Origin of the sequence: Microbacterium arabinogalactanolyticum, assembly GCF_030268005.1 — a bacterium.
Taxonomy (GTDB): domain Bacteria; phylum Actinomycetota; class Actinomycetes; order Actinomycetales; family Microbacteriaceae; genus Microbacterium; species Microbacterium arabinogalactanolyticum.
In genome coordinates this window covers 143,888-160,004 of sequence record NZ_BRZC01000004.1, presented here as the reverse complement: position 1 = coordinate 160,004, position 16,117 = coordinate 143,888, and the positions used below count along the sequence as shown (strand labels likewise).

Here is a 16,117-nt window from a genome sequence, read left to right as displayed (position 1 = left end):
AGCGTCGACGCGCCTTCTTCCGAGGGGAGCCACGATCGACGGATGTCGCTGGGCGAGCACCTCAGGGAGGCTCGACGGCGCCTGATCATCGCGGTGATCGCGCTGGTCATCGGCATGGTGATCGCCGCGATCCTCACCGAACCGGTGCTCAAGCTCATGGCGTGGCCGATCAACGAGATCAACGCGCTGCGCGGCAAGGACTTCGCCGCGCTGATGTTCACGAAGATCTCGTCGGGATTCAACCTCCGCCTGCGGATGTCCCTCGCCATCGGCCTGCTGCTGTCCGCACCGATCTGGCTCTGGCAGATCTGGGCGTTCATCGTGCCCGGGCTCACCAAGAAGGAGATCAAGTACACGGTCGGATTCGTCGTCGCGGCGATTCCGCTCTTCTTCGCCGGTGGTGCGGTCGCGATCTGGGTGGCGCCGCACGTGATCGAGGTGATGTCGGGATTCGTTCCCGGCATCGGCAAGAACTTCCTCGACGCCGAGTACTACTACGACTTCATCCTCAAGTTCATCCTGGTGATCGGCATCTCGTTCGTGCTGCCGGTGTTCATGGTGGCGCTGAACCTCGCGGGTGTGATCACGGGCCGGGGACTGCTGAAGGGATGGCGGATCGCGGTGCTCGTCGCCTCCGTGTTCGCCGCCATCGCGACGCCGGCGGCCGACATCGGGTCGATGTTCCTGGTCGGCGGCATCCTGATCGTGCTGTACTTCGCCGCGGCCGGAGTGTCGCTTCTCTTCGACCGTCGTAAGCGGAAGAAGCGGATCGCGGACGGTCTCGATCCGGACGCAGCCGCCGCATGAGCTCGCCGGCTGAGCGCTACGCATCCGCACAGACGGCGGCGCAGCATCCTCAGACGCGGCAGTTCGCCGCCGCACAGCGCTTCGCTCTGGATCCGTTCCAGCTCGATGCCTGCCAGGCGCTCGAGCGCGGCCGGAGCGTGCTGGTCGCCGCGCCCACGGGAGCGGGCAAGACGATCGTCGGCGAGTTCGCGATCCATCTCGCGATGCAGACGCCGGGCGACAAGGCGTTCTACACGACGCCGATGAAGGCGCTCTCCAACCAGAAGTTCCGCGAACTCGTCGACGTCTACGGGGCCGATGAGGTGGGGCTGCTCACCGGCGACACCAACATCAACGGCAACGCCCGCATCGTGGTGATGACCACCGAGGTCCTGCGCAACATGCTGTACGCCGGCTCGGACTCGCTCCGAGGCCTGCGCTACGTGGTGATGGACGAGGTGCACTACCTCGCCGACCGATTCCGCGGACCGGTCTGGGAGGAGGTCATCCTGCACCTGCCGCAGGAGGTGCGCCTGATCTCGCTCAGTGCCACGGTCTCCAACGCCGAGGAGTTCGGCGACTGGCTCGACACCGTGCGCGGGGACACCGACGTGATCGTCTCCGAGATCCGGCCCGTGCCTCTGGAGCAGCACGTGCTGGTCCGGGACGACCTGCTGCCGCTGTTCGACGACCGCGCAGGCATGGCGACCGCGCAGGTGAACCAGGAGCTGTTCCGCATCCGCTCGTTCACCGGGTCCCGGTACGAGAGCAACCGCAGCGCCCAGGAATACGCCAGCAACCGCCATGCCGGACGGCAGGCGAAGCGCCCCCCGAGGGGCGGGAAGAGGCCCGTGCGGTCCGCCAACATGCGGCGCATCGAGCGGATGGACCGTCCGGACGTCGTGCGGCTGCTGGAGCGGTCGAACCTGCTGCCGGCCATCTTCTTCATCTTCAGCAGGGTCGGCTGCGATGCCGCCGTGCAGCAGGTGCGGCGGGCGGGAATCCGCCTCACCACGCAGGAGGAGCGCACCGAGATCCGCGAGATCGTCAATGAGCGCACGCGATCCCTGCAGGACGAGGATCTCGACGTCCTGGGCTTCTGGGAATGGCGCGACGACCTCGAGCGCGGCGTCGCGTCGCACCACGCCGGTCTGCTCCCGGCGTTCAAGGAGGTCGTCGAGGAGCTGTTCCAGCGCAAGCTGGTGAAGGCGGTCTTCGCCACCGAGACCCTGGCTCTGGGCATCAACATGCCCGCCCGCACCGTCGTGCTCGAGAAGATGGAGAAGTTCAACGGCGAGGCCCGTGTCGCCATCACCTCCGGCGAGTACACGCAGCTGACCGGACGCGCGGGCCGTCGCGGGATCGACGTCGAGGGCCATGCCGTCGTGCAGTGGACGGAGGGCATGGATCCCCAGGCCGTCGCCGCTCTCGCGTCCCGCCGCACCTACCCGCTCAACTCCAGCTTCCGCCCCACGTACAACATGGCGGTGAACCTCATCGACCGGTTCGGGCGCTCGCGCGCCCGCGAGATCCTGGAGTCGTCGTTCGCCCAGTTCCAGGCGGACCGAGCGGTGGTCGGGCTGGCCCGCAAGGTGAAGGACGCCGAGGAGTCGCTGGCGGGGTATCAGAAGGCCATGCAGTGCGAGCAGGACGACTTCCTGGAGTATGCGGCCATCCGGCGCGAGCTCAGCGACCTGGAGAAGAAGAACCGTCGTGACGCCGCCGGTCCCCGGGTCGCGCGGGAGAAGCGGATGCGCAAGATCCAGGCGCTCCGCACCCGCATGCAGCGGCACGCGTGCCACGGATGCCCCGATCGTGAGGCGCACGCGCGCTGGGCGGAGCGGTACTTCAGCCTCAAGCGCGACACCGACCGCATCCGCCGTCAGATCGAGACCCGCACCGGCACGGTCGCGCGCACCTTCGACCGCGTCATCGACGTACTCCGGGTCGTGGACTACGTGGAGGGTGACGGCGACGACCTCTCGCTGACCGATGCCGGACGCACCATGAAGCGGATCTACGGCGAGCGAGACCTGCTCGTGGCCGAGGCGCTCCGCCAGGGCCTCTGGCGCACCCTGGATGCGCCGTCGCTCGCGGCGATGGCGAGCTGCCTCGTCTACGAACCCCGACGCGACGAGCAGAACGCGGGGGAGCGGGGCCTGCCTCGTGGCGCGTTCCGCATCGCCTACGACGCCACCGTGCGGCTGTGGGCCGAGCTCGACGACATCGAGCACGACTACTCCCTCCCGCGCACCGAGCCGCTCGCGCCGGGCCTGGCGGCCGCCATGCACTCCTGGGCGCGCGGGGGCTCACTGGACCGCGTGCTGATCGACGCCGACATGGCGGCGGGCGACTTCGTGCGCTGGGCGAAGCAGACCATCGACCTGCTGGATCAGCTCTCGATCGTCGCCGACGACGGTGACCTCGCGTCCACCGCACGGCGCGCCCTGGACGGGGTGCGGCGAGGCATCGTCGCCTACGCGGGAGTGTGACGGTGGGAAGGACTCGCCCCGCAGCATCCGTGCGCCCGCTCGTGCCGCTGTGGCTCGCGGTCTGGCTGGCCGCGATCGCCGGCGTGCTGATGAGCATCTCCTTCCCCTCGCTGGCGATCTGGCCGCTGGCGCTGGTCGCGGTCGCTCTCCTGATCGTCTGCCTCGACGGGCGCCGTCTCTGGTCCGCGCTCCTCGTCACCGGCGTGTACGGCCTGGTCTTCTACTCGATGCTGGTCGGCTGGGTCGCACGGTATCTCGGGCCGGTGCCGTGGGTCGCCCTGGCCGTCGTGGAGGGCGTGCTGACGGCCGTCGCGCTGCTGCCGATCGCGCTCGCGTACCGCTGGATGCCGCGAGCCTGGCCGCGCAGCCGTCCGATCCTACTGCCCGCGATCGTGGCCGCGTTGTGGACTGCGCAGGAGCTGTTCATCGGCAACTGGCCCTACGGCGGCTTCCCCTGGGCCCGGCTGGGCATGACCCAGGCCGAAGGGCCCTTCGCGCCCGTCTCATCCTGGGTGGGCGTGAGTGGACTGAGCTTCCTCATGGTCTTCGCTGTCGCGCTGATCATCGAGATCATCCGCGCCCGCGCCTGGCGGCGTCCTCTCGCGCTCGTGACGCCGGCCGTCACCGCGCTGGTGCTGCTGTTGCTGCCCGTGTTCCCGACCGCACACGCGGGGACCATGCGCATCGCGGCCGTGCAGGGCAACGGACCGACCGGCTATTTCGACACCAGGGAGCAGTACAGCGTCATCGACGCGCAGATGGCCGCGACCGAGCCGCTGGAGGGCGAGAAGGCCGACCTGATCGTGTGGCCCGAGGGCGGTGTCGACTACGACCCGTTCCAGGACGCCTCCACCGCTCGACGGCTCAACCGCGTCGTGTCGTGGCTGGACGCGCCGCTCCTCGCCAACGCGGCCACAGAGCGCGGCAAGGACATCTTCAACACCTCGTTCCTGTGGACGGACGAGGGCACTGCGGCTCAGCTGCACGACAAGCGGCATCCGGTGCCGTTCGGCGAGTACGTACCGAATCGCGAGTTCTTCAACGCGCTCGCCCCGGATCTGATCGGTCTCCTGCAGCGGGAGTACACGCCGGGGACGAACCCTCCGCTGGTGAAGGTCGGCGACGTCGGCGTGGGGCTCGCGATCTGCTTCGACGTGATCTACGACGAGGTGATCCGGGAGGGCGTGCAGCACGGCGCCCAGGTGCTCGTGTTCCAGACCAACAACGCCGACTTCCGCGGCACGGACGAGAACCTGCAGCAGCTGGCGTTCGCGCGGATGCGGGCGATCGAGACCGGTCGCAGCGTGGTGAACATCTCGACCGTCGGCACGAGCCAGATCATGCGGCCGGACGGCAGCACCGTCGCGACCCTGGACGCAGATGAGGCCGGAGCGCTGCTCGAGGATGTCGAACTGCGTTCCGGCCTCACGGCTGGTGTGCTGCTGGGCCCGTGGATCCAGCTCGCGCTGGTGATCGGGGGCCAAGGGGCACTGGTCGCCGCCGGCGTGATCGCGCGGCGGCGACGCTGAATCAGGCGCCGATGCGCTCGCGCGTCGGGTCGTCGCCGGCGCCGCGGCGGGCGCGCACGTAGGCGAGACGGTCGGCGAGGAGCTCTTCGAGCTCATCGCGGGTGCGACGCTCCAGGAGCATGTCCCAGTGCGTGCGGGCGGCCTTCTCGTCGTTCTCCTCGAGCTTCACGGATGCGCCGTCCACCTGCAGCAGCGCCTCGGCGCCGCAGCTGCGGCACTCCCAGGTCTGCGGCGGCTCGGCGTCGGCCGCGAACATCAGGGTCGTCTCGTGGCCGCACGTGTCGCACTTGTAAGTGGTGGCGCGCCGCTCCATGAACACGACGCCCTCTTCGCTCTGAAGGCTCTGGGCACCCAGTCGGATGCCGCGAAGGCTGCGATCTGCCATTGTGTGGTCCTCTCGTCGCTGTCAGGTATAACGGTCGCGCCTGTGCGCTTCATCCACAGCGGCGAGATCCCGGTCGAACTCACAGGGGAATCCCAGCGCCGACCGGCTCGCGACGGGTCAGATCGTCCTGAGCGCGAGATCCGCGCGATCCGTGACGATCGCGTCCGCTCCGGCGTCGACCAGACGCCTCATGTCGTCCGCGTCGTTGACCGTCCACACGTGCACTTCGGTGCCGCATCCGTGGGCCGCTCGCACGAGGGCCGGGGTGAACAGCCGAATGCCCAGATGATGCTCGGGGATCTGCACCGCGTCGATGTCACGCAGCACCCGCGCGGGGGAGAGGCGCAGCCACGACAGCACCCTCAGCGCGAGGATCACCGAGCTCGCGCCGGAGGTCGCGGGCCGGATGCCGGCGCCGGCGCGCATCACGGATGCCAGCGCGGCGCGCCGATTGCGGTCGGAGAAGCTCGTGACGAGCACGCGGTGAGAATGAGGCGCGAGCAGCGGACCGATCGGCTCGGCAGCGGCCTCGGTCTTGATGTCGATGTTGAACCGGGTGTCGGGGAAGGCATCCAGCGCATCTCCGACCGTCATCAGCCCGCCGTGGGGCGCGAACAGCTGCGCCAACTCGGCCGTGCGCACCTCCGACACCGCGCGCGGGTCTCCTGCGAGCCGCTCCAGCGTGTCGTCATGGAACAGCACGACGTCGCCGTCCGCCGTCATCTGGCAGTCGGTCTCGATGTATTCGGCACCGGCCGCATGGGCGGCGGCGAAGGCGCCCGCGGTGTTCTCCCACAGCGAGGAGTCCTCGCCGACCGCGGGGACCAATCCGCGGTGGGCGAGGACTCGGGGATGCCGGGTACCGGCGAAGTACGGGTGCGTCACGCGCCGGGCTGGGAGGCGTCCGAGCCACCGGAGCGGGGCGTGAACGCACTGCCGATGCCCTTGAGCGCCTCGGTGAGCTCGCTGGGGATGATCCACAGCTTGCTCGACGAGCTCTCGCTGATCTTGGGCAGCATCTGCAGGTACTGATACGCGAGCAGCTTGTCGTCAGGGCGACCCTCGTGGATCGACGCGAACACGTTCTGGATCGCCTCCGCCTCACCCTGAGCGCGCAGCACCGCAGCCTGCTTGTCTCCCTCTGCCTTGAGGATCGCAGCCTGCCGCTGGCCCTCGGCCTCGAGGATCTGCGACTGCTTGGAGCCCTCAGCGGTCAGGATGGCTGCACGACGGTCGCGCTCGGCGCGCATCTGCTTCTCCATCGAGTCCTGGATGGACACGGGCGGGTCGATGGCCTTCAGCTCGACGCGCGAGACCCGGATGCCCCACTTGCCGGTCGCCTCGTCGAGCACGACGCGCAGCTGACCGTTGATCTCGTCACGGCTGGTCAGCGCCTCCTCGAGGTTGAGGCCGCCGACGACGTTGCGGAGCGTGGTCGTGGTGAGCTGCTCGACGGCACCCAGGTAGTTGGCGATCTCGTACGTCGCCGCCCTGGCATCCGTCACCTGGAAGTAGACGACGGTGTCGATCGAGACGACCAGGTTGTCCTCGGTGATCACCGGCTGCGGCGGGAACGAGACGACCTGCTCGCGCATGTCGATCAGCGGGCGCAGCCGGTCGATGAAGGGCACCAGCAGGTTCAGGCCGGGGTCGAGCGTCTTGTGGTAGCGACCCAGGCGCTCGACGATGCCGGCCGTCGCCTGGGGGATGATCCGGATGGATCGGGCGATCGTGACCAGCACGAAGATGATGACGGCGATCGCCAGGATCCAGGCGATCGCGGTGGGAATGAACGAGGAGTCGTCCATCAGTGCTCCTATTCGGTGACGGGGCGGACGATGGCGGTGGCGCCGCTGATCTCCGAGACAGCCACGCGGCTGCCCTGGATGATCGGAGTGCCGTCGAGACTGCGTGCGGTCCAGGTGTCGCCGTTGCTGAGCTTGACCTGCCCGGAGACACCGGTGATGTCCTGCAGCGCGGTCCCGCGAAGATCGATGAGCGCGGCGACGTTCGACTTGGTCGGATCCTCGCCGCGGCGCAGCCGGTGCAGCAGCGGCGGGCGCAGGAAGAAGATGAACAGCGCCGCGGCGGCCGCGGCGATGATGACCTGCGCCCAGATCGGCAGGCCGACGAGATCGGAGACGAGCCCCAGCACGCTGCCGAAGGACAGCATCAGGAATGTGAAGTCCAGGGTCATCATCTCGATGACCAGGAACAGGGCGATCAGCACCAGCCAGCCGATCCAGGCCCACTGCTCGATACCTGCGATGAAGTCCATGCGCCCCCTCCTGCGGTCAACCTATCACGCGGGTGATCCCGCGGTGCGGCAACGCCGCGTTGTAGGGTTGGGAGGTCGCCGAACCGGCGATATCCCGCGCATCACGAGGAGTCAGGAATGACCCAGGTTCTGCCCGCCGGATCCCTTCAGGGCAAGGTGGCGCTCGTCACCGGCTCGTCCCGGGGCATCGGCGCCGACACCGTCCGCTACTTCGCCGAGGCCGGCGCGGACGTCGTCATCAACTTCCGCAACAAGGCGCCGCGTGCCGAGAAGCTCGCTGCGGAGCTCCGGGAGCTGGGAGTGCGGACGCTGGTCGTGGGCGCCGATCTCACCGATCCGTCCTCCGTCGCGGAGATGTTCGACGCGGTGCGGGCGGAGTTCGGCAAGCTCGACATCCTCGTGCTCAACGCCTCGGGCGGCATGGAGTCCGGCATGGGTGAGGACTACGCCCTCAAGCTCAACCGCGACGCGCAGGTCAACGTGCTGCAGGCCGGCGAGCCCCTGCTGGGCGACGGCTCGCGCGTCGTGTTCGTGACCAGCCATCAGGCGCACTTCATCCGCACCACGCCGACGATGCCCGAGTACGAGCCGGTCGCGAAGTCCAAGCGCGCGGGTGAGGACGCCCTGCGCGAGCTGATCCCCGGTCTCGCGGAGAAGGGTATCGGCTTCACCGTCGTCTCAGGCGACATGATCGAGGGCACGATCACCGCCACGCTTCTGAACCGCCTCAACCCCGGCGCGATCGCGGAGCGGCGCGAGTCCGCGGGCAAGCTCTACAACGTGTCCGAGTTCGCCGCGGAGGTCGCACAGGCCGCTGTCGACCCCGTTCCCGCAGACAACACCCGTCTGGTCGGAGACACCTCGGACTTCGCCGCCGAGTGATCCGTAGACATGAGGAAGGCCCCGTCCGATCGGACGGGGCCTTCCTCATTCGCTGACGAGACGCGTCAGAGGGTCTCCTCCGAACGAAGGGCGTCGGCGATGAGCGCGGCATCCTTCTTGAGAGTGATGGCCCGCACGATCTGCAGCACACCGAGCACGACCAGGGAGATGCCGGCGAGCCACCACAGCATGACCGCATACAGCGGCGAGAGAAGCAGGATGACGCCGGCGACGATGCTGAGGATCGCGTAGACCACGGTCCAGACCCTCGAGCGGGAATCGCCCAGCAGCGACAGCGAGACGACGCCGTCGATGATCCAGGTGATGCCGAGCATGATGCCGAAGAAGATCGCGAGCGTCGCCGTGAACGCGAAGAGGTTGACGAACGCGAGGATGCCGCCGACGACGTAGAGAAGGCCGAGGACGATATGGCCGAGGCGCGACCAGCCGCCTCTGTCCTTGGTGAAGACGCCCGTGCCGATGTACACCAGCCCCTGGATGATCAGGTACACGGCGAGGATGCCCGCGAAGAACATAGCGGTCTTGGTGGGGGAGACGAGGATGAAGATGCCGAGCACCAGCATGATCACGCCGGAGACGGCCAGCGAGGTGCGCACTGCGGAGAAGAAGTTCTTCACTTCGGGGGAAGCGTCAGACACGATGATGTCCTTTCCTGGTGTCTCCTGAGAGTGGGAGATGGCGCCCAGCGTACTGGTTGCATGCGACGATCGGTGTGTGATTGATGAACCGACACGCTCCGAGGACAGGCTGCGAGAGCTCGTCATCCTGCGCCGGGTGCGGGATCGCATCGACCGCGAGTACGCGAAGCCGCTCGACGTGGAGGCCCTGGCGCGCGGGGCGCACATGTCGTCGGGTCACCTCAGCCGCCGGTTCAAGCAGACGTTCGGCGAGTCCCCGTACTCCTATCTGATGACACGGCGGATCGAGCGGGCCATGGCGCTGCTGCGCCGCGGGGACCTGTCCGTCACCGAGGTGTGCTTCGAAGTCGGGTTCTCCTCGCTCGGCACCTTCAGCACGCGATTCACCGAGCTGGTGGGGATGCCGCCGAGCACCTATCGCACCGAGCACGACCATGGTCCGGGCATCCCGTCGTGGCTGGAGAGGCAGGCGACCAGACCGATCAGGAATCGAGAAGCGCGGCCGTCGCCGGATCAGTAGCGTCGGTGACATGAACATCACCATCAACGCGAGCTTCCTCCCGCACACGGACGCCGAGGCCTCGCTGAGCTTCTATCGGGACGTGCTCGGATTCGAGGTGCGCAAGGACGTCGGAGGGGGCCGGATGCGGTGGATCACCGTCGGTCCGGTCGAGCAGCCCGACACGGCGATCGTGCTGACTCCGCCCGCCGTCGACCCCGGCATCAACGACGACGAGCGCAGCACGATCCTCGAGCTCATGGCCAAGGGGAGCTTCGGCGGCATCGTCCTGGCGACGGGCGACGTCGACGAGGCGTTCGCGGCCATCGAGGCGAGGGGCGCCGACGTGGTGCAGGAGCCGATCGACCAGCCCTACGGCATCCGAGACTGCGCCTTCCGGGACCCGGCAGGCAATATGATCCGACTGCAGCAGATCGCCTGACCGCCACCCAGAAGGAGACGCCGATGGTCCACGCCGCCGACGCCCATGACAGCATCCGAGTCGAAGGGGCCCGCGAGAACAATCTGAAGGACGTCAGCGTGGTGCTCCCCAAGCGTCGCCTGACCGTGTTCACCGGGGTGTCCGGGTCGGGCAAGAGCTCGCTGGTCTTCGACACGATCGCTGCGGAGTCGCGACGGATGATCGACGAGACCTACAGCGCCTTCGTGCAGGGGTTCATGCCCTCCGTGCCGCGTCCCGACGTGGATGTGCTGGAGGGGCTGACGACCGCGATCATCGTCGACCAGGAACGGCTCGGAGCCAACCCGAGGTCGACCGTCGGCACCGTGACCGACGCCAACGCGATGCTGCGCATCCTGTTCTCCAAGCTCGGCACCCCTTACATCGGAGGGCCCACGGCGTTCTCGTTCAACATCCCGACCCAGAAGGCCAGCGGGGTCATGACCGGGCCGGGCGGCGAGAAGAAGATCGTGAAGGACGCGATCTATCTCGGCGGCATGTGCCCGCGGTGCGAGGGCAGGGGAGCGGTGTCGGACATCGATCTCGCGCAGGTGGTCGACGAGTCGAAGGCATTGGACGAGGGCGCGATCATGGTCCCCGGCTATACGCCCGACGGATGGATGGTCAAGCAGTTCGCGGGTTCGGGCTTCTACCCGGCCGACAAGCCCATCGCGTCGTTCACCGAGAAGCAGCGTCAGCTGTTCCTCTACGGCGAGGTCACCAAGGTCAAGATCAATGGGATCAACATCACCTACGAGGGGCTCATCCCCAAGATCACGAAGTCCATGCTGTCCAAGGACCTCGATGCGCTGCAGCCGCACATCCGGCGCTTCGTCGAGCAGGTCGCGACCTTCGCCACCTGTCCGGAGTGCGACGGCACCCGCCTCACCGAGGGAGCGCGGTCGTCGAAGATCGCCGGGGTGAGCATCGCTGACGCGTGCCGGATGCAGGTGACCGACCTCGCCGCGTGGGTGCGCGGTCTGGATCTGGACGAGGCGGGCCCGCTGCTGACCGCGCTGAGCGCCAATCTGGACTCCTTCGTCGCCCTGGGCCTCGGATACCTGAGCCTGGATCGTCCGTCCGGGACGCTGAGCGGGGGAGAGGCGCAGCGCATCAAGCTGCTGCGCCACCTCGGCTCATCCCTCACCGACGTCACCTACGTGTTCGACGAGCCGACGATCGGGCTGCATCCGCACGACATCCAGCGGATGAACACCCTGCTTCGCGAACTCCGAGACAAGGGGAACACGGTGCTGGTCGTCGAGCACAAGCCGGAGACCATCGAGATCGCCGACCACATCGTCGATCTCGGACCCGGGGCGGGTGCGGGCGGTGGCGAGATCTGCTTCGAGGGGACGGTGGACGGGTTGCGGGCGAGCGGCACGCTGACGGGTCGTCACCTCGACGACCGGGCTTCGCTGAAGTCCTCCGTGCGCAGCGCGACGGGCGCGATCGAGGTGCGCGGAGCCAGCGCGAACAACCTGCAGGACGTGGACGTCGACATCCCGACCGGGGTGCTGACGGTCATCACAGGTGTCGCCGGCTCGGGCAAGAGCTCGCTCATCCACGGTTCGGTCTCGCCGCGAGAGGGAGTCGTCGCGATCGACCAGGGCGCGATCAGAGGCTCTCGACGCAGCAATCCGGCGACGTACACCGGCATGCTGGAGCCCATCCGCAAGGCCTTCGCCAAGGCGAACGGAGTCAAGCCCGCGCTGTTCAGCGCGAACTCCGAAGGCGCCTGCCCGACCTGCAAGGGCGCCGGCGTGATCGTCACCGAGCTCGGGTTCATGGACACGATCGAGACGCCCTGCGAGGACTGCGGCGGCAAGCGCTTCCAGGCCACGGTGCTGGAGTACAAGCTCGGCGGCCTGGACATCACCGAGGTGCTGGAGCTGCCGGTCGCGAAGGCGCGCGAGTTCTTCACTGCCGCCGACACGAAGATCCCGGCGGTGGCGAGCATTCTCGGGCGGATGGAAGACGTCGGCCTGGGCTATCTCACCCTCGGCCAGCCGCTGTCGACCTTGTCGGGCGGTGAACGTCAGCGCGTCAAGCTCGCGATCCAGATGGGGGAGAAGGGGGACGTCTACGTCCTCGACGAGCCGACGACGGGCCTGCACCTCGCCGACGTGCAGCAGATCCTGGGGCTGCTGGACCGGCTGGTGGATGCGGGGAAGACCGTCATCGTCATCGAGCACCACCAGGCCGTCATGGCCCACGCCGACTGGATCATCGACATCGGTCCCGGTGCGGGGCACGACGGCGGACGCGTCGTCTTCGAAGGAACGCCCTCTGCCCTCGTCGAGGAGCGGTCGACCCTCACGGGAGAGCACCTCGCGGCGTACGTGGGCGCCTGACGGAGAGGGGACGGATGCCGGCATCCGTCCCCTCCTGGTCATGGCGCGAGCCGGTGCATGTCCCTGGGGAAGAGCGCCGTCTCGCGGACGTTGCCCGCCTCGATGAGCCGCGCGACCCATCGCTCCAGTCCGATCGCGAAGCCGCCGTGCGGCGGGATTCCGTGCGCGAACGCCGGCAGGTACGCCGCATAGTCGCCCGGGTCCTCGCCCCGCGCCCGGAGGGCGGAGACGTAGTCCGAGTGGCGGTGCAGGCGCTGACCGCCGGTCACCAGCTCGAGACCGCGGAACAGCAGGTCGAAGCTGTTGCTCCAGCGGGGGTCGGACGGCTGCGGATGCGTGTAGAACGGACGCTTCGCCATCGGATACCCCTCGACCGCGAGGAAGTCGCTGCCGTGCTCGTCACGCGCCCAGCGCCCCAGCTGCCGCTCGTGCTCCGGCGCGAGGTCGGGTTCGTCCTCCGGTGCGCCGACGAGACTCAGCGCGTCGCGGAAGTGGATGACCGGGATGCTGTCGGGCACGACCGGGATCGCGGGCGAGAGCACATCGACCGCCTCCGGTGCATACGAGGTGATCGCCGAGACCATGCCGGCGAGCACTGTGCGCAGGCAGGCGAGCACGTCACGGTGGTCCTCGATGAACCCGAACTCGACATCGAGGGAGCGGTACTCCGCCAGATGTCGCACGGTGTCGTGAGGCTCGGCGCGGAACACCGGACCGACCTCGTAGACGCGCTCGAACACGCCGACGAGCTGCTGCTTGTAGAACTGCGGGCTCTGCGCCAGAAAGGCCGGGCGGCCGAAGTAGTCCACCTCGAACACGTCCGCGCCGGACTCGGTCGCCGACTCGACGAGCTTGGGGGAGTGCACCTCCCGGAACCCGGCGGCGTCCAGGGTCTCCCGGAAGCCGCGCAGGCTCGCGGCCGCGAGCTCCCAGGTCGCACGTCGCGTGGCGTGGCGCCACGTCACGGCGGCGTTGTCCAGGATCACGGGCAGCCCAGCGGGGAGCGTCGGGCGCCAGAGCTCGACGGGCGGCGTCGCGGCCGGTTCGCCGAGCACCTCGATGAGCGGGGAGACGACCTCTGCTCCGCCCGGCGCCTGTGGGTTCGCCGCCACGATGCCCGTGATCCGGACGACGGTCTCCTCCGGCGGCACGTCGGCGGGATGCTCCGCGTCGCGGTGCAGCACGATCTGGGCGAGGCCCGTGCGGTCGCGCAGCACCAGAAAGGTCACGGACGACAGGATGCGACGCCGGTGCACGTGACCCATCAGGGTGACTGTCGTGCCGGGTGCGGCGGTGCCGAGCTCAGCGGCGAGTGTACGGGGTGGTCTGCTCATCATTCCTCCAGGTGCATGGAGCCCTGGAGGTGTGGGCGGGGGCCAGATCGCGGTGCCACCACACCTTCGCCGGTGAGTCGCCGGCCTCTCGTCGGTACGCCGTCACGCGCGGGAGCCGTCTGCCGGAGCGAATCCGGCGCGAGGGTCGTCACGCCTCACGTCTGCCAGGCAACACGTTAGCATCACTCGCGGAAGGGCCGACATCGTGCGCGCATTGCTCGCGCGGGCGCGACGAACAGCTAGCCTCGACGGCATGACATGTGCTGACCAGCAGGACATCGATGCGCGCATCCAGACGTACTACGGCGAGGTCTTCGACGAGCACGTCCGGCTGACGACCCGGTCGGCGCAGGGACCCCTGGAGTTCCAGCGCACGCAGGAGATCATCCGCGCTCATGTTCCGGGCGGACGTGTGCTCGACATTGGCGGTGGCGCGGGAATCCACTCCAGGGCCCTCATGGACGCGGGCTACGAGGTGGAGATGATCGATCCCGTCGTCCGCCACGTCGAGCAGGCGCAGGAGGCGGGCGTGCGGGCCTCCGTGGGCGATGCACGCGAGCTGGAGCACGCGGATCAGTCCTTCGACGCGGCGATCCTGCTGGGCCCGCTCTATCACCTCGCCTCGCGGGAGGATCGGCTCAGGGCGCTCCGCGAGGCCGCTCGGGTGGTGCGCGCAGGGGGTGTCGTGCTGGCCGCGGGACTTTCGCGATATGTCGCGTTCGGAGCGGCGTCTCTCGGACGACCGGTGCCGACGCCGATTCCGGGGGAGTGGGCAGCTCTCATCGCGGATGGGACGCCAGGCTCGCAGCTGCGATTCCCCGCGGGCTACTTCCACACCGCTGAGGAGCTCGAGGACGAGGTCGCGGATGCCGGTCTGGACGTGCTCGAGGTCGTCGGCGTCGAGGGGCCCGCGGGGCTGTTCCTCGAACAGGCCGGCGAGGTATCTGCAGAGGTGCGAGATGCCGCGTTGGCGATCGCGCGCGCGGCATCCGCTCTTCCTGCCATCCGCGACCAGAGCGCGCATCTGATCGCTGTCGCTCACGTGCCCGCCTGACGGATGCCCTAGGGTCGAGCCATGAAGACGCGTTGGGGAGCGATCGCGGTCGGCGCCGTGCTGGTGGTCACGAGTATCGCAGGGTGCGCGTCAAGACCCGGTTCGATCGGCTCCGCCCCGACGTCAGAGGCGACCGTGGCTGCCCGCGTCACGCCTGAGCCCAGCCTCTCACCGGCGCCCGACCCGGCAGCGGATGCTCGTGCTCAGGCGTGGATGGACAGCCTTCCCGTTCCTCCTGCTGCGAAGCGCGTGGAAGAAAGCCCGAGCTCGTCGTTCAGCATGATCAGCACGGCGTGGCTGTGCAACCCGACGATCGTGAAGGACGCCTACTGGGTCGTTGACGGGATGAGCCTGCCCGAGACCACGAGGTGGATGTCCGAGCATCCGGCACCGGGGCTCTTCTCCAGCCTGTACGGCCCGATCTCCGATGATCAGACCTCTCCCGGCGCCATGACGAGCTTCGGGCTGACTCCGCAGGAGAACGACCCGTTCCAGGGCATCTTCGTCGTCATCGCGCAGACCGAGCACGGCTCGGCGATTCACGCTCAGGCGGGAACGTATCCGGAGTCGGCGGTATGCCCGACCCCGGAACCGGGCACCTCCTTCGGCGGTCTGGGTCAGGGCTGAGACGTCAGCTCAGGGGAGTGGACGCAGTCGGAAGATCAGGATGCCGAGGTAGGTGTCCATCCATGCGGCCTTGTGCGGGTACCGTTCCGCATCCGCAGGAGAGAGCTGCGGCTCCCAGGCGCGCTCGATCCGCAACCCGGCGTCGCTGAAGGCGTTGAGCAGGTCCGACATCGTGTACGTGCGTTTGGTGAGGGCGATCTGATCGTTCCATCCAGTGCTGTAGCTGCGGGAGCCGGATGCGAAATACTCCTCGCCGAGGGATGTGCCGTTCTGCTCGGCGCGCTCCAGCGCATAACGGACCGGCTGCGTCCTGGTGAGCAGGATGAAGCCGCCGTCGGTCAGAAGTCGGCGTGCTGCCTGGAGGGTGGCGACCGGATCGGCTGCGTAGCCGAACGACTGGAGGAACAGGATGCGATCGAACCTGCGACCTCGGATCTCGCTCACCTCGGAGAGGGAGGAGATGTCGCCCCTGGCGAGCGTCATCCCACTCGGCGGATCACCGAGGAGGTCATCGCGCACGTCGATGCCGACGGAGTCGACAGCGCCGGCACGCACGAGCTCGGCGAGCTTGCTGCCGTCGCCGCATCCGATGTCCAGGACCGACAACCCGCTCACATCGCCGAGTGCGGCGCGCTGTGCGGGCCATTCGACGAGACGATCGAGCGAATCCTCGCGTGCACGGGCGCGCTCGTAGTCGGCGGCAAGCGACAGCCACGCGTCGTCGTTCTTCGCCTGGCGCTGCTGATCGGTCGACACATGAAGACAGTAGCCGACGAGG

At 68.3% G+C, this 16,117-nt stretch carries 16 protein-coding genes; 9 read left to right on the top strand and 7 right to left on the bottom strand.

The window, feature by feature from the left end:
* Nucleotides 1-42: 42 nt before the first annotated feature.
* The 3 genes from tatC (at nt 43) to lnt (ending at nt 4,807) form a co-directional block, all read left to right on the top strand.
* Complete coding sequence (gene tatC / locus MIAR_RS05120; protein WP_285632293.1) at nt 43-807, top strand: twin-arginine translocase subunit TatC; 765 nt, start codon at nt 43-45, stop codon at nt 805-807.
* Nucleotides 804-3,278 carry a DEAD/DEAH box helicase gene (locus MIAR_RS05115; protein WP_285632292.1) on the top strand — a complete coding sequence of 825 codons (2,475 nt, stop codon included), beginning with the start codon at nt 804-806 and terminating at the stop codon, nt 3,276-3,278. The genes tatC and MIAR_RS05115 overlap by 4 nt, the downstream gene beginning before the upstream one ends.
* An 89-nt stretch (nt 3,279-3,367) precedes the next feature.
* Entirely contained in the window at nt 3,368-4,807 is a 1,440-nt protein-coding gene (gene lnt, locus MIAR_RS05110; protein WP_285635644.1) for an apolipoprotein N-acyltransferase, read from the top strand.
* Between the two features lies 1 nt (nt 4,808).
* On the opposite strand, the gene MIAR_RS05105 is transcribed toward lnt, so the two are convergent.
* From MIAR_RS05105 to MIAR_RS05090, 4 genes are all read right to left on the bottom strand, one after another.
* Nucleotides 4,809-5,192, bottom strand: coding sequence for an RNA polymerase-binding protein RbpA (locus MIAR_RS05105; RefSeq protein ID WP_285632291.1), 384 nt, complete (start codon nt 5,190-5,192; stop codon nt 4,809-4,811).
* A gap of 117 nt (nt 5,193-5,309) precedes the next feature.
* Nucleotides 5,310-6,077, bottom strand: coding sequence for a glycerophosphodiester phosphodiesterase family protein (locus tag MIAR_RS05100; protein ID WP_285632290.1), 768 nt, complete (start codon nt 6,075-6,077; stop codon nt 5,310-5,312).
* The gene (locus MIAR_RS05095) at nt 6,074-7,000 is read right to left on the bottom strand and encodes an SPFH domain-containing protein (RefSeq protein WP_285632289.1); all 927 of its coding nucleotides are present in this window, start codon (nt 6,998-7,000) and stop codon (nt 6,074-6,076) included. The genes MIAR_RS05100 and MIAR_RS05095 overlap by 4 nt, the downstream gene beginning before the upstream one ends.
* An 8-nt stretch (nt 7,001-7,008) precedes the next feature.
* Complete coding sequence (locus MIAR_RS05090; protein WP_285632288.1) at nt 7,009-7,470, bottom strand: NfeD family protein; 462 nt, start codon at nt 7,468-7,470, stop codon at nt 7,009-7,011.
* A gap of 117 nt (nt 7,471-7,587) precedes the next feature.
* Between MIAR_RS05090 and MIAR_RS05085 the strand changes: the two genes are divergently transcribed.
* Nucleotides 7,588-8,352, top strand: coding sequence for an SDR family oxidoreductase (locus MIAR_RS05085; protein ID WP_285632287.1), 765 nt, complete (start codon nt 7,588-7,590; stop codon nt 8,350-8,352).
* A 65-nt stretch (nt 8,353-8,417) separates the two neighbouring features.
* Here MIAR_RS05085 and MIAR_RS05080 read toward each other — a convergent pair whose 3' ends face one another.
* Nucleotides 8,418-9,011, bottom strand: a complete 594-nt coding sequence (locus MIAR_RS05080; RefSeq protein WP_285632286.1) for an HdeD family acid-resistance protein — start codon at nt 9,009-9,011, stop codon at nt 8,418-8,420.
* A gap of 37 nt (nt 9,012-9,048) precedes the next feature.
* Here MIAR_RS05080 and MIAR_RS05075 point away from each other — a divergent pair, with 37 nt between their 5' ends.
* The 3 genes from MIAR_RS05075 to MIAR_RS05065 are packed head-to-tail and all read left to right on the top strand — an operon-like array spanning nt 9,049 to nt 12,324.
* The gene (locus MIAR_RS05075; protein ID WP_425561553.1) at nt 9,049-9,531 is read left to right on the top strand and encodes a helix-turn-helix transcriptional regulator; all 483 of its coding nucleotides are present in this window, start codon (nt 9,049-9,051) and stop codon (nt 9,529-9,531) included.
* 10 nt (nt 9,532-9,541) lie between these two features.
* Nucleotides 9,542-9,952, top strand: coding sequence for a VOC family protein (locus tag MIAR_RS05070; RefSeq protein WP_285632284.1), 411 nt, complete (start codon nt 9,542-9,544; stop codon nt 9,950-9,952).
* A gap of 23 nt (nt 9,953-9,975) precedes the next feature.
* Nucleotides 9,976-12,324, top strand: coding sequence for an ATP-binding cassette domain-containing protein (locus tag MIAR_RS05065; RefSeq protein WP_285632282.1), 2,349 nt, complete (start codon nt 9,976-9,978; stop codon nt 12,322-12,324).
* 38 nt (nt 12,325-12,362) lie between these two features.
* Here MIAR_RS05065 and aspS read toward each other — a convergent pair whose 3' ends face one another.
* Complete coding sequence (aspS, locus tag MIAR_RS05060) at nt 12,363-13,658, bottom strand: aspartate--tRNA(Asn) ligase (protein WP_285632279.1); 1,296 nt, start codon at nt 13,656-13,658, stop codon at nt 12,363-12,365.
* Nucleotides 13,659-13,911: 253 nt separating this feature from the next.
* Here aspS and MIAR_RS05055 point away from each other — a divergent pair, with 253 nt between their 5' ends.
* Both MIAR_RS05055 and MIAR_RS05050 read left to right on the top strand, forming a co-directional pair.
* A complete protein-coding gene (locus tag MIAR_RS05055) occupies nt 13,912-14,712 on the top strand; it encodes a class I SAM-dependent methyltransferase (RefSeq protein WP_285632276.1) in 801 nt (266 codons plus the stop codon).
* Between the two features lie 21 nt (nt 14,713-14,733).
* Entirely contained in the window at nt 14,734-15,339 is a 606-nt protein-coding gene (locus MIAR_RS05050; protein ID WP_285632273.1) for a hypothetical protein, read from the top strand.
* A gap of 9 nt (nt 15,340-15,348) precedes the next feature.
* On the opposite strand, the gene MIAR_RS05045 is transcribed toward MIAR_RS05050, so the two are convergent.
* On the bottom strand, nt 15,349-16,095 hold the full coding sequence (locus tag MIAR_RS05045; protein WP_285632271.1) for a class I SAM-dependent methyltransferase: 747 nt from the start codon (nt 16,093-16,095) through the stop codon (nt 15,349-15,351).
* Nucleotides 16,096-16,117: the final 22 nt, after the last annotated feature.